Source organism: Hydrogenovibrio sp. (genome assembly GCF_049975065.1).
Lineage (GTDB): Bacteria > Pseudomonadota > Gammaproteobacteria > Thiomicrospirales > Thiomicrospiraceae > Hydrogenovibrio.
In genome coordinates this window covers 35,197-49,304 of record NZ_JBNGDN010000003.1, presented here as the reverse complement: position 1 = coordinate 49,304, position 14,108 = coordinate 35,197, and the positions used below count along the sequence as shown (strand labels likewise).

The 14,108-nt window shown below is 47.5% G+C and carries 13 protein-coding genes; all 13 read left to right on the top strand.

Features of this window, described 5'->3' with window-relative positions:
• Window positions 1-7 precede the first annotated feature (7 nt).
• The 13 genes from ACP5D0_RS01340 (at window position 8) to ACP5D0_RS01280 (ending at window position 13,985) form a co-directional block, all read left to right on the top strand.
• On the top strand, window positions 8-1,261 hold the full coding sequence (locus ACP5D0_RS01340) for an NADH-quinone oxidoreductase subunit D (protein ID WP_472363750.1): 1,254 nt from the start codon (window positions 8-10) through the stop codon (window positions 1,259-1,261).
• Window positions 1,258-1,752: an NADH-quinone oxidoreductase subunit NuoE gene (gene nuoE / locus ACP5D0_RS01335; RefSeq protein WP_472363749.1), complete on the top strand. Its 495-nt coding sequence runs from the start codon at window positions 1,258-1,260 to the stop codon at window positions 1,750-1,752. The genes ACP5D0_RS01340 and nuoE overlap by 4 nt, the downstream gene beginning before the upstream one ends.
• A gap of 5 nt (window positions 1,753-1,757) precedes the next feature.
• Window positions 1,758-3,035 carry an NADH-quinone oxidoreductase subunit NuoF gene (gene nuoF, locus ACP5D0_RS01330; RefSeq protein ID WP_472363748.1) on the top strand — a complete coding sequence of 426 codons (1,278 nt, stop codon included), beginning with the start codon at window positions 1,758-1,760 and terminating at the stop codon, window positions 3,033-3,035.
• Between the two features lie 46 nt (window positions 3,036-3,081).
• Entirely contained in the window at window positions 3,082-5,187 is a 2,106-nt protein-coding gene (nuoG, locus tag ACP5D0_RS01325; protein WP_472363747.1) for an NADH-quinone oxidoreductase subunit NuoG, read from the top strand.
• Between the two features lie 19 nt (window positions 5,188-5,206).
• On the top strand, window positions 5,207-6,271 hold the full coding sequence (gene nuoH, locus ACP5D0_RS01320) for an NADH-quinone oxidoreductase subunit NuoH (protein ID WP_472363746.1): 1,065 nt from the start codon (window positions 5,207-5,209) through the stop codon (window positions 6,269-6,271).
• Between the two features lie 12 nt (window positions 6,272-6,283).
• Entirely contained in the window at window positions 6,284-6,775 is a 492-nt protein-coding gene (gene nuoI, locus ACP5D0_RS01315; RefSeq protein WP_472363745.1) for an NADH-quinone oxidoreductase subunit NuoI, read from the top strand.
• 29 nt (window positions 6,776-6,804) lie between these two features.
• Complete coding sequence (locus ACP5D0_RS01310) at window positions 6,805-7,446, top strand: NADH-quinone oxidoreductase subunit J (protein ID WP_472363744.1); 642 nt, start codon at window positions 6,805-6,807, stop codon at window positions 7,444-7,446.
• Window positions 7,446-7,751, top strand: coding sequence for an NADH-quinone oxidoreductase subunit NuoK (nuoK, locus tag ACP5D0_RS01305; protein WP_472363743.1), 306 nt, complete (start codon window positions 7,446-7,448; stop codon window positions 7,749-7,751). The genes ACP5D0_RS01310 and nuoK overlap by 1 nt, the downstream gene beginning before the upstream one ends.
• A 7-nt stretch (window positions 7,752-7,758) precedes the next feature.
• Window positions 7,759-9,738, top strand: coding sequence for an NADH-quinone oxidoreductase subunit L (gene nuoL, locus ACP5D0_RS01300; protein WP_472363742.1), 1,980 nt, complete (start codon window positions 7,759-7,761; stop codon window positions 9,736-9,738).
• Between the two features lie 36 nt (window positions 9,739-9,774).
• Complete coding sequence (locus ACP5D0_RS01295; RefSeq protein ID WP_472363741.1) at window positions 9,775-11,289, top strand: NADH-quinone oxidoreductase subunit M; 1,515 nt, start codon at window positions 9,775-9,777, stop codon at window positions 11,287-11,289.
• A 24-nt stretch (window positions 11,290-11,313) separates the two neighbouring features.
• The gene (nuoN, locus tag ACP5D0_RS01290) at window positions 11,314-12,753 is read left to right on the top strand and encodes an NADH-quinone oxidoreductase subunit NuoN (RefSeq protein ID WP_472363740.1); all 1,440 of its coding nucleotides are present in this window, start codon (window positions 11,314-11,316) and stop codon (window positions 12,751-12,753) included.
• Window positions 12,754-12,803: 50 nt separating this feature from the next.
• Complete coding sequence (locus tag ACP5D0_RS01285) at window positions 12,804-13,136, top strand: DUF2818 family protein (RefSeq protein ID WP_472363739.1); 333 nt, start codon at window positions 12,804-12,806, stop codon at window positions 13,134-13,136.
• A gap of 75 nt (window positions 13,137-13,211) precedes the next feature.
• Window positions 13,212-13,985 (top strand): EAL domain-containing protein, encoded by a 774-nt coding sequence (locus ACP5D0_RS01280; protein ID WP_472363738.1) that lies wholly within the window; start codon window positions 13,212-13,214, stop codon window positions 13,983-13,985.
• The last annotated feature ends 123 nt before the right edge of the window (window positions 13,986-14,108 follow it).

The following is a 14,108-nucleotide window of genomic DNA, read 5'->3' as shown; positions in this document are numbered from 1 at the left end:
GTTAATTATGTCTGAAATTCGTAACTACACCCTAAATTTTGGTCCGCAGCATCCATCGGCGCATGGTGTACTTCGACTGGTTTTGGAACTGGATGGCGAGACAATTGTACGCTCCGATCCACATATCGGTCTTTTGCATCGTGGCACGGAAAAACTCGCGGAATATAAACCTTATAACCACTCCATCGGTTATATGGATCGTCTGGATTACGTTTCCATGATGTCGAACGAGCACGCCTATGTCATGGCGATTGAAAAAATGCTCGACTTGGACGTGCCGGAACGCGCGCAGTACATTCGCGTGATGTTCGATGAAATTACCCGTATTTTGAATCACTTGATGTGGCTGGGAGCGCATGCTTTGGATATCGGCGCCATGACGGTTTTTTTGTACGCTTTCCGTGAACGCGAAGACTTAATGGATTGTTATGAAGCCGTTTCCGGTGCTCGTATGCATGCTACCTATTATCGTCCAGGTGGCGTTTATCGGGATCTGCCGGATACCATGGCGAAATACGAGGAGTCCGAATGGCATTCCGGTAAAAAATTGGATCAGCTGAACGAAACACGCGAAGGTTCGTTGCTGGACTTTATTGAAGCTTTTACAGAGCGTTTCCCGGGTTACGTCGATGAATATGAAACGCTTTTGACCGATAACCGAATCTGGAAGCAAAGAACGGTGGATATCGGTATTGTATCGCCAGAGCGCGCGATGCAGTTGGGCTTTACTGGCCCGATGTTGAGAGGTTCGGGCATTGCATGGGATTTGCGTAAGAAACAACCGTATGAAGTCTACGATAAGTTGGATTTCGATATCCCTGTCGGACAAACCGGTGATTGTTATGACCGCTACTTGGTACGTGTCGCGGAAATGCGTGAATCCAATAAAATTATCAAACAATGTGTGAAATGGCTGAAAGAAAACCCAGGCTCGGTCATTTCTGAGGATCATAAAGTGACGCCGCCTTCTCGTGAAGACGCCAAGTCAAGCATGGAGGCGCTTATCCATCACTTTAAACTCTTTACGGAAGGGTATTCTGTTCCGGAAGGAGAGGCCTATGCCGCGGTTGAACACCCAAAAGGTGAATTTGGGATCTACATGGTTTCGGATGGCGCCAATAAACCCTATCGCCTGAAAGTCAGAGCACCTGGGTTTCCACATCTGGCCGCACTGGACGAGATGGCAAAAGGCCACATGATCGCCGATGTGGTTGCTATTATCGGAACGCAGGATATTGTATTTGGGGAGATTGATCGATGACAGCAGCCAATTCATCCATGATTCAAGGTGACGTGAAAGCGCGGATTGATCGCTGGATTTCACATTATCCGCAGGATCAGAAGCGTTCCGCTGTCATGTCGGCGCTTCGTATTGTTCAAGAAGTCAATGGCGGGCATCTCACCACGCAACTGATGGATGAAGTCGCCGACTATCTTGATATGACGCCGATTGCCGTCTACGAAGTGGCCACTTTTTATTCCATGTATGAACATCAGCCGGTTGGTAAGCATAAGATTTGTCTCTGTACCAATATTTCGTGTATGTTGCGCGGCAGCGATGAGATTCTGGAACATCTCGAGAAAAAATTAGGGGTTGGGGTCGGTGAGGTGACCGATGATGGTCGTTTCTCTATCAAAAAGGTGGAATGCCTTGGTGCTTGTGGCGGTGCCCCTATGATGATGATCGGCAAGGAATATTATGAAAACCTGACCGAAGCGTCTGTTGATGAAATTTTAGATGGCTTGGAGTAGTGAAGATGATTCCGTTAAATGAATGTTGCTACCGCTTAAATCATCTAGAGAATCCATGGGATATTGAAACCTATGTGGCCAATGGCGGTTATGCGATTTGGAAAAAAGTGCTGGCGGGTGAGATTTCGCCACAAGAAATCATTGATGAGGTGAAAGCGTCCAATATCCGTGGTCGCGGGGGCGCTGGTTTTCCAACCGGTTTAAAGTGGAGTTTTATGAATCGTGCCGCTCCCGGCCCCAAATACATTCTGTGTAATTCAGATGAAGGGGAGCCGGGAACCTTCAAAGATCGTGACATTATTCGTTACAATCCGCACCAGTTGGTTGAGGGCATGATGATAGCTGGTTATGTGATCGGCGCCTGTGCAGGTTATAACTACATCCGCGGTGAGTTCTGGGAGCCTTACAAGCGTTTTGATAATGCCATTAACCAGGCACGTGAAGCAGGATTGCTTGGAAAAAATATTTTAGGATCCGGCTTCGATTTTGATTTGTACACCCATTTGGGTGCCGGTGCCTATATTTGCGGTGAAGAAACCGCACTGGTCGAATCGATTGAAGGTAAGAAGGGTCAGCCGCGTTTCAAACCGCCTTTTCCTGCCAGTTATGGTTTATACGGTAAACCCACAACGATTAACAATACCGAAACCCTGGCGTCCATACCGGTGATTCTAGCGAAAGGGGGGGATTGGTTCGCCGATCTTGGGGTGCAGAATGCTGGCGGTACAAAGTGTTTTGCGGTTTCAGGTCATGTGGAAAAACCGGGTAATTTTGAAGTTCGTATGGGAACGCCTTTTAAAGATCTTTTAGAAGCCGCTGGTGGCATCTGGAAAGGACGTACCTTAAAAGCGGTCATCCCGGGCGGCTCTTCCACAGCGGTATTGCCTGCCGAAAAAGCGTTGGAAATGAATATGGATTACGATTCTATTGCCAAAGCAGGTTCCTTCTTGGGTGCGGGCTCTGTGGTCATTATGGATGACAGAACGGATATGGTTAAAGCGCTTGAGCGTTTAACTTGGTTTTATTATGAAGAATCTTGTGGTCAGTGTACCCCTTGTCGGGAAGGCACGGGATGGTTATATCGCGTCGTCCATCGTATTCGTCAAGGCAAAGGACGCTCTGAAGACTTGGAATTGCTGAAGAATATCTCTGGAAAAATCATGGGGCGTGTTATTTGCGGTTTGGGAGACGCCTCCACGATTCCGGTCACCAGTTTCTTGCAGCATTTTGAGCATGAGTTCCGCCATTATATTGAGCATGGCTGCAGTATTTACGATAAATAAAATTCCGTGTGCTGTGGCACCCATCCAATAACTTTAGGTTTGAATTATGGTAAAGATTGAGATTAACGGTCAAGTGGTCGAGGCTCATGAAGGTGATATGTTAATTGATGTCGCCGATGAAGCTCACATCTCTATTCCGCGTTTTTGTTACCACAAAAAACTGTCAATCGCGGCGAACTGCCGGATGTGTTTGGTTGAAGTAGAAGGTGCGCCTAAGGCGTTGCCAGCTTGTGCGACTCCGGTCACTGACGGGATGAAGGTGCACACCAAATCGGCTAAAGCGCTGACGGCTCAGAAATCTGTGATGGAATTCTTGCTTATTAATCACCCGCTCGACTGCCCTATTTGTGATCAGGGTGGAGAGTGCGAACTGCAGGATGTTGCCATGGAATACGGCGATGACATCTCTGAGTATTCCGAACCTAAGCGTATTTTGGGCGATAAAAATATCGGTTCTTTAATTCATACCGATATGACACGATGCATTCATTGCACACGCTGCGTTCGGTTTGGACAAGAAGTGGCCGGTATGATGGAGCTGGGGGCAACGGGTCGCAGTGAGTGGATGGAGATCGGAACCTATATTGAGCGTTCAGTGACGTCAGAAATGTCGGGCAATATGATTGACTTGTGTCCAGTTGGGGCCTTAACGTCCAAGCCGTTTCGTTACTCAGCACGTCCCTGGGAGCTTAAAGCGCATAAATCCATAGCACCACATGACAGTATTGGTTCGAATATTATCCTGCACTCTAAAGAGGGTGTCATTAAACGGGTGGTGCCGGATGAAAACGAATCGATCAATGAAATTTGGATTTCCGATCGTGATCGTTTTTCATATGAAGCTTTAAATGCTTCGGATCGCTTAAAGACCCCAATGCTTAAAGAGAAAGGTAAATGGAAAGCCGTTGACTGGGAAACCGCCTTGGGCTTTGTAGCGGATAAGCTGAAGCATTATGCGCAGGATGATGCTTCCAAAGTGGGGGTGTTTGCCTCTCCGAATGCAACCTTAGAAGAATTGCAGCTGTCACAGAAACTGTTTCGTGGTCTGGGCATTGAAAACCTAGAGCATCGTTTGCGTCAGGTCGATTTTGAGATGGATGCTTTTGGTGGCATGATGGCACCGAAATTGAATCATGCCTTAGATGCTGTGGAGTCTTTGGATGCGGTTTTGTTGGTTGGCAGTTATCTGCGTAAAGAGTTGCCGCTTTTGAATCACCGTGTTCGCAAGGCGGCATTGAAGGGTGCCTCGGTGATGTCTGTCAATCCAGTTGATTTTGATTTTAACTACGCCGTTTCGAATGCCTTCGTGGCGGAAACGATGTTGAATGAATTGGCGGCCTTGGCCAAGGCGGCGTTGGAACTGAATAACGAAAATGACCAGGCCTGGTCAAAATCCATTAACGTTACCGACGCCCATCGACAAGCGGTTCAGTCTCTGAATGAGGCTACAAACGCGTCCATTATGGTTGGGCAGATCGCACAGTTGGATGCGAACTACACCAAATTGGTCAAATTGGCCAGCTTAATAGCTGAAACGACGGGCGCCACATTGAATGTCTTACCCATGTTCGCGAATGAAGTGGGCGCGCACATGGTAGGTTTTGTTCCGAAAGCCGGTTTGAATACCCGTGCTATGTTGTCGGAAACTATGCGTTGTTTTATTAATTTAAACGTTGAACCTGAAAAAGATATGTACGATGGCGCTCAGGCCTTGCAAGCAATGCAGCAGGCGGAATGTGTGATTAACTTTACGTTGTTTGACAGTGATGCGCAGCGTGAGTATGCCGATGTCATGCTGCCCATTGCGTCTTTTGCGGAAACGGCCGGAACCTTTGTGAATGCCTGTGGTTTAAAGCAATCTTTTAAAATGGCTGTTGAGCCTGTCGGCGATGCCAAAGCGGCCTGGAAGATTTTCCGTGTGCTGGGCAATTTGTTGGAAATGGACGGTTTTGACTACACGCATAGCAATCAAGTGTTGGCTGACGTTTCCGATGATTTGCGTGCAATTAACGTTTCCGGTATGACGCTAGAATTGCCGGAAAACGCCGACTTGATCGGGACGCAATGGCTTTCAATGTATCAAGTGGATTCGCTGGTTAGACGTTCACCGTCTCTACAGGCCACGCCGGATGCCCAAGCGGTAACAAATTAAAGGTAGAGGGTAAAATAATATGTTTAATGCGTTACAGGCTTGGCTTTCTTCCTTTTTGTATGATTGGTTGGCGATCTTAATCACGTTGTTGCTACAAGCCATAGTGGTGATTTTACCGGTGATGCTGGCGGTGGCTTGGCTCACTTTTGCAGAACGTAAAGTCATAGGTTACATGCAGGTGCGTATGGGGCCAAATCGTGTTGGACCAAAGGGTTGGTTGCAACCGATTGCAGATGCCTTGAAACTGATGTTTAAAGAGGTGGTATTGCCGTCTCAATCCAACCTTTATCTGTTTGTGGTGGCGCCAGTCTTAGCCATCGCACCCGCCGTAGCGGTTTGGGCGGTGATTCCGTTTGATGCCGATGGCGTGGTGGTCGCTGACATCAATGCCGGTTTATTGTATGTATTGGCGGTGTCTTCCATTATTGTGTATGGTGTGATTATTTCTGGTTGGGCATCGAATTCCAAATATGCTTTTTTAGGCGCCATGCGTGCTTCGGCACAAAAGATTTCCTATGAAATTGCCATGGGCTTCGCTTTGGTCACGGTTTTGATGGTGGCGGACAGCATGAACCTGACCGACATAGTCAATGGTCAACAGGGCGGCATCTGGAATTGGTATTGGATTCCGTTATTGCCGATGTTCTTTGTGTATTTTATTTCGGGCGTGGCTGAAACCAACCGAGCGCCGTTTGATGTGGCGGAGGGTGAGTCTGAAATTGTAGCGGGCTTCCATGTTGAATATTCCGGGATGGCGTTTGCGGTCTTCTTCTTAGCCGAATATGCGATGATGATTCTGATTTCGTTTATGACGGCAATTATGTTCTTAGGCGGTTGGTTTTCGCCTTTTGAGGGTATTCCCGGTCTTGAGACGCTGTTCGCATGGGTGCCGGGCTTTGTCTGGCTGTTTATCAAAGTCGCCTTCCTGCTGTTCTTGTTTTTATGGTTCAGAGCGACCTTTCCACGCTACCGATACGATCAGATCATGCGTCTCGGTTGGAAGGTTTTGATTCCTTTAACCATCGTATGGGTTTTCGTCGTCGGAATCATGGAATATTTTAAATTTGGCTCTTGGTTTAATTAATAGAGGTTGCTCATGATTGCTTTTTTGAAACACCAGGTTAAAACCTTTGGCTTAATCGAACTCTTTAAAGGGCTTGCCGTGACCGGTAAGTATCTGTTTAAGAAAAAAATCACCGTTCGTTATCCGGAAGAAAAAACCCCTTTGTCGCCTCGCTTTCGTGGACATCATGCCTTGCGTCGCTATGAGAATGGTGAGGAACGTTGTATTGCGTGTAAATTGTGTGAAGCCGTCTGTCCCGCCAACGCGATCACCATCGAATCCGAAGAGCGCAGCGATGGCAGTCGTCGAACCACGCAGTATGACATTGATATGTTTAAGTGCATCTACTGTGGTTTTTGTGAAGAGGCCTGCCCAGTGGATGCCATTGTTGAAACGCGCGTGTTCGAGTATGAATTTCATGAGCGCGGTGCGAACATTATGACCAAAGAAAAATTATTGGCATTTGGTGATCAACACGAAGCGCAAATCGCAGCCGATCGAGCTGCGGATGCGAAGTACCGTTAAGCCGCCCTGTAAAGAAGAGACTCTATCCCATGACTTTTGAGCAATTTATTTTTTATCTTTTGGCCGCTATCGCCGCCTTTTCTGGCTTGATGGTGATCAGTGTTAAGAACCCAGTCAAAGCGGCTCTCTGGCTGGTGTTGGCGTTTATTGCCACGGCCGGTGTCTGGCTGACCGCTCAAGCTGAATTTTTGGGTCTGGTATTAATTCTGGTGTATGTCGGCGCGGTCATGGTGTTGTTTTTATTTGTGGTCATGATGCTTGACATTAATGTAGCCCAGCTCAAAGAAGGGTTTACCCGTTATTTACCGCTGGGCGCATTGACGGCGATTGCGATTTTTGCACTGATGTATATGGTACTTGGGCCAGAACGGTTCGGTCTGGCACAGTATGCCGCCCCAACCGCAAACGCAAACGCAGAGGATGTGAGTAATACGTTGTCGATAGCGATTCCGTTGTATACCGAACATGCTTATCCCTTTATTCTGGCGGCGGTCTTGCTGCTGGTCGGTATTGTAGCGGCGATTACCCTGACGTTACGCCGCCGTGCGCCGGGTGTAGTGCTTTATCAGGATATTGACAAACAGGTTAAGGTGCAAGCGTCGGATCGGTTCAAAATGGTCAAAATGGCGCCCGTCGTGGAAAAAGATGTCCCAACCAAGGAGAAAGACTGATGATAGCCTTATCCGATTACCTTATTTTCGGAACCATCTTGTTTATGATCAGCATGGCTGGGATTTTTCTCAATCGTAAAAATGTGATTGTGCTTCTAATGGCGATCGAGTTGTTGCTATTGGCGGTTAATACCAACTTGGTCGCCTTCTCACATTATCTTAATGATGTGACGGGACAAATATTTGTGTTCTTTATCTTAACGGTTGCGGCGGCTGAGGCTGCAATTGGTTTGGCGATTATTGTGCTGGTTTTCCGAAATCGTAAAAGCATCAATGTTGATGATTTGGGTTCAATGAAAGGGTAATCTTGCAATGATTTTAAAATTTTTATTAACCATTATCCTTTTATCGCCACTGTTTGGCGCGATAGCAGCCGGTTTGTTCGGACGCCGTATTGGGCGACGTGGTGCCCATACGGTTACTATCTTCGGGGTCGCCGTTTCAACGATTCTGTCCGCCTATGTGTTCTGGCTGTTTGTATTCAATGGTCATGCGACTTATAACGATTCGCTTTACACTTGGTTGGTGTCCGATGGTATCCGTTTTGAAATTGGTTATATGATCGACAGCCTTTCGGCGACGATGATGCTGGTGGTGACGTTTGTGTCGCTGATGGTGCATATTTACACCATCGGTTATATGGATCACGACGAGGATTACGACCACAACAACCCTTACTATCAACGTTTTTTCAGTTACATTTCTCTGTTTACTTTTTCCATGCTTTCGTTGGTGATGGCCAACAATTTTTTACAGCTTTTCTTCGGTTGGGAAGCGGTTGGTCTGGTGTCCTATCTGCTGATTGGTTTCTATATGAAACGAGAGTCGGCCATTCAAGCCAACCTAAAAGCTTTCTTGGTGAATCGTGTGGGTGATTTTGGCTTCATTCTCGGTATTGCCGTGGTGGTGATGTATTTCAATACGCTGGATTACGCGGAATTTTTTGCTGGGCTCGACGCCCACGTCGGCACCCAAATGAGCTTTTTCCCAGGCGCGGAATGGTCGGTGATCACGGTTCTGTGTTTGCTGTTATTCATCGGCGCCATGGGGAAATCCGCTCAGATGCCGCTGCATGTTTGGCTGCCGGAATCTATGGAAGGCCCGACACCGATTTCGGCGTTGATTCACGCAGCCACAATGGTCACGGCGGGGATCTTTATGGTCGCGCGTTTATCGCCAGCGTTCGAATTGTCGGAAGTGGCCTTAAGCACAGTTTTGATAATCGGTGCCACAACCGCGTTCTTTATGGGAGTTCTCGGGATTGTTCAAAATGACATTAAACGTGTGGTGGCTTATTCAACTCTTTCACAGCTGGGCTACATGGTCGCCGCGCTGGGGGTCTCTGCCTATGCCGCTGGTATGTTCCATGTGCTGACGCACGCCTTCTTCAAGGCATTGCTGTTCCTAGCGGCCGGTTCGGTCATTATCGCCATGCATCATAAGCAGGATATGCGCGACATGGGAGGACTACGCAAGTATATGCCAATCACCTATGCGACCATGCTGATCGGTTCGCTGGCCTTGATTGGTTTCCCCGGGTTCTCAGGCTTCTTCTCTAAAGACAGCATTATCATGGGGGTGGGTGAATCGGTCATCTTCGGTGCGCAGTACGCCTATTTCTTGTTGGTCATCAGTGTGTTTGTTACTGCTTTCTATACGTTCCGAATGTTCTTTATGGTGTTTCACGGTAAGGAATCTGACTATGTCCGCAGCCACTCAATCCCTGAGTCGCCCAGAGTGGTCACGGTGCCTTTGATTTTGCTTGCGATACCGGCCGCGGTGCTGGGGATTATGATGGTGGGCAGTATTTTGTCCGGCAGTTACTTTGCCGATGCGATCACCGTATTGCCGCAAACGGATGTGTTGGCTAAAGTCTATGCTGCGGATTTCCAAAACGGGGCTTTGGGCATGATGCTGCATGGTTTTATGACGGTGCCGGTCTGGCTGTCTCTCGCTGGGGTTTTCCTGGCCTGGCTGTTTTACATTAAGCGTCCTGATTTGCCGAGTAAAATTCGCCAGGCCTGCCCGCGGGGGCATGCCTTGCTGGATAACGCTTACGGCTTTGATAAATTCAATGAAATTGTATTTGTCCGTGGTGCGCGACGCTTGGGTGATTTCTTTTGGAAAGCCATTGACGTTAAGGTGATTGATACCGGTATCGTTACAAACAGCTTTATGTCGGTTGCCAATGCGGCCTCGGCCTTGAGGCTGAGTCAAACAGGTTATCTGTATCACTACGCCTTTGTGATGATTTTCGGCCTGCTGGCAATGCTGGTGTGGGTACTTTGGTAATGATGATAAGAACACGAGAGAAGGGAATTACATAACATGATTTTCGATTTACCTATTTTAAGTACCCTTATTTGGCTGCCGATATTGGGCGGTCTTCTGATTCTGCTGGTCGGGCGTAACCGAGATGCGTTTGCCAAGTGGTTTGCGCTGTTCATTTCCATTGTGACCTTTTTGTGTTCCATTCCCCTGTGGACCGATTTCGATACCACGACGGCCAGTATGCAGTTTGTGGAAAAGGTTTCATGGATTCCGCAATTTAATATTTATTACATTCTCGGGGTGGATGGTCTCTCCATGCCGCTGGTGCTGCTAACCACCTTTACACAGGTACTGGTCATTGCATCGGCTTGGGATGTCATTAAAGAGCGTGTTGAACAGTACATGGGCGCCTTTATGATTATGCAAGGTCTGATGATTGGGGTATTTGTTGCGCTCGACGGCATTTTGTTCTATGTCTTTTGGGAAGCCTTGCTGATTCCGATGTTTATCATCATCGGTAAGTGGGGTGGGCCGAATCGTGTTTATGCCACACTGAAATTCTTTTTGTATACCTTCTTCGGTTCGGTTTTCATGTTGGTGGCTTTTTTGTACATGTATTTCCAGTCCGGCAGTTTTTCGATTTTGGATTTCCATACCATGTCACTTGGGCATATGGCGCAGATTTTGATTTTCCTGGCCTTCCTGCTGGCATTTGCCGTCAAGGTTCCCATGTTTCCGGTTCACACCTGGTTGCCGGATGCACACGTTCAAGCGCCTACGGCCGGCTCGGTTGTTCTGGCGGCGATCATGCTCAAGATGGGGGGCTATGGCTTTGTGCGCCTCAGCTTGCCGATTACCCCAGATGCCGCCATGGAGTTGGATTGGTTGGTCATCGTCCTTTCTCTAATCGCGATTTTCTATATCGGCTTAGTGGCGATGGTGCAGTCGGATATGAAAAAGCTGGTCGCTTATTCTTCGATTTCTCACATGGGCTTTGTCACCATCGGTATGTTCTTGGTGTATGACATTGTTCAGAACACCGGCAGTGCGCAAGGTGCCATGATTGGTATGGAAGGGGCGATGATTCAAATGATTTCGCATGGCTTTATTTCCGGTGCTATGTTCTTGATGATTGGGGTTCTGTACGATCGCATGCACACGCGTGAAATATCCGCTTACGGCGGGGTCGTCAATACCATGCCATGGTTTGGTTTCTTTGCCGTTCTGTTCGCCATGGCGAACGCCGGTCTTCCAGGTACTTCCGGTTTCGTCGGGGAGTTTATGGTCATACTCGCGTCTTTTAAAGCGAATGTCTGGTACGGTGTGGTTGCGGCTTCGACGCTGATTATCGGTGCGGCCTATACTTTATGGATGGTGAAGCGGGTGTTTTTCGGTGCGGTTGCCAATGATAATGTGGCGCAACTGAAAGACTTGAACAAACGTGAATTTGCTATTATGGCGATCCTGGCGTTTGCGGTAGTGCTGTTAGGGGTTTACCCAGCACCGTTGATTGATGTCATGCATTCATCTGTTGCGAACTTGTTAATTCAAGCCACTACCTCAAAACTATAAGAATCAAATAGGTGAGTTAATCGTATGAACTTTGTACTTCCCAGTTTTACCCCTGCAACGCCTGAGATTGTTTTGCTGGTGCTGACCTCTTTGTTATTGGTTGCAGACAGTTTCTGGTCCAAGCGTAGTGAATTCGCAACCTATTATGCTTCACAGTTTATTCTGCTGCTGGTGGGGGCGCTGGTCTTATTGAGCTTTTCCAGTCAACCGGAAGTGACGTTCCATGGCGGCTTTATCCGCGATGCTTTCGGTGATGTGCTGAAGTTGTTTATTGTGGTGCTGACAATATTCACCTTCTTGTTCTCTAAAGAATACCTGCTACAGAACAAATTTTACCAAGGTGAATACTTTACCCTTGGACTCTTTGGTGTTCTGGGGATGTTCGTCATGGTGTCCTCTTATAACCTGATTACGCTGTATCTTGGCTTGGAAATTATGTCACTGGCCATTTATGCCATGGTTGCCATGCGTAAAGATAATGCCCTAGCCCTGGAGTCTGCAATGAAGTACTTCGTGCTGGGGGCTTTGGCGACGGGGATGCTTTTGTACGGCTTCTCCATGCTTTACGGTGCCACTGGCACGATTCAGTTCGATGCCATGGCTCAGCAGATTGCTTCAGGTTCGATTGATCATGTCGTCCTTTCGTTCGGGGTGGTGTTTGTCGTAATCGGTCTGGCCTTTAAACTGGGGGCGGTTCCGTTCCACATGTGGGTGCCGGACGTTTACCAGGGTGCGCCGACGTCGGTGACCCTGTACATCAGTGCGGCACCCAAGCTGGCCGCTTTCGCCATTTTGTATCGTCTGCTGGTGGAAGGAATGCCGGGGCTTGTCGCTGATTGGCAGACACTGATCGTGATGATTTCCATCCTGTCATTGCTTGTCGGTGCGGTGGTAACACTGGTTCAGGAGAATCTTAAACGCCTGCTGGCCTATTCGGCGATTGGTCACACCGGCTTCCTGCTGTTGGGGGTCATTGCCGCCAATCCAGATGGTTATTCAGCGGCTTTGTTTTATGTGATTGTGTATGCAATTACTGCCGTCGCCGGTTTCGGTATGATTGTTGCCCTTGCACGCACCGGTAACGAATTTGAAATGATTGCCGACTTTAAAGGGATGAACAAGCGAAATCCTTGGCTGGCTCTGATGATGCTCTTTATCATGTTCTCTATGGCGGGCATTCCACCGTTTGTCGGTTTTTATGCCAAGGTGGTGGTCATTGAAGAAGTGGTTGCCGCCGGATTTACTTGGCTGGCGGTGCTGGCAGTGGTGACCGCTGTTATCAGTGCGTTCTATTATTTGAAAGTGGTGAAGGTGATGTATTTCGACGAGCCGGAGTCCAACGCCTTTAAAGTGGAGCCGATCAGCCGTCAGTTGAATTGGGCGGTGAGTTTGTTAGCGGTTTCATTGTTGATACTGGGGCTGATGCCATCGTCACTCATCACCTTGACATACGCCAGTTTGTAACATTTTATAGAACCCGCACAGCGGGTTTTTTGGGTTAAGAGGATACATTGATGACATTAGATACAGCGGTTTGGGTGCTTTTGGTAACGGCAATCGTGTTGGCGAATATTCCATGGCTGCTCAGTCAGCGTGTGCTGATTTTCATTCCACTGCCCAAGCCTAAGTCTATTTGGTTGAATTTGGTTGAATGGTTCTTTTATTTCCTCCTAACCGGCGTTTTTGCTTACTTGCTTGAACAAAAAGCCATGGGTCATATTCAGCCTCAGGACTGGGAGTTTTATGTGGTGACATTATTTATGTTTGCTATCTTTTCGTTTCCAGGATTCATATATTGTTATAATCTCAAGATGTTCTTAGACCGTGTACGTTCAACGCACTCGTGATGAGATTTTTTTAAAAATGAATTTGGGCTAGGTTAAATTTCACCTCACCTGATTCACGGAGTGGATGGAAAAAATATGACAACATCACATAAGAATGAAACGTCTGATACAGGCTGCCAACAATGCCATAAATCCTTGGGGTTTGATTTTTCATTTGCTTTTCAGCCGATTGTGGATGTCAATCGTCATGAAATGTTTGGTTATGAAGCCTTGGTTCGTGGAACAGATGGTCAGGGAGCCTATTCGATCTTATCGCAGGTGGATGCGAATAATCGCTACGCGTTTGACCAGGCCTGTCGAGTTAAAGCGATTGGTTTGGCGGCGCAGTTGAATCTTCAAAGCGTCATCAGCATTAACTTTCTTCCTAATGCCGTCTACCAGCCGGAGCATTGTATCCAGAGTACATTGAAGGCGGCTCATCAATTTCAGTTTCCAATCGATCGCATTATGTTTGAAATCACCGAATCTGAGCAGGTTTACGACTTGGATCACATGACGCGAATTTTTGACTACTATCAGAAGAGTGGGTTTGTTACGGCTTTGGACGATTTTGGCGCGGGGCATGCTGGGCTCAATACCTTATCGCGTTTCATTCCTAATATTCTGAAAATTGATATTAATCTGGTTCGTGATATTGATGTCGATACCGTTAAGCAATCCATTTTTAAGGGATTGGCTTCAATTGCTAAGGATCTTGAATTTACGTTGCTGGCGGAAGGCATTGAAACAGAAGCGGAAGCTATGTACTTTAAAGGTTTTGGTGTGTCTTTGATGCAAGGGTATTATTTTGCCAAACCTGGTTTTGAAACCCTGCCAGAAGTGGATTTTTCCACCCAAGTCTTCCGCTGAACTCGGAGCTGTCGAGCCTTCCTTTCTCTCAACACGATTGCCAAACCGGTTAGAGTAATCACCCCAGCTGTAATGACACTCGTGCATAACCACTAGGATTTGGAACCAAATCCTAGGGAATCC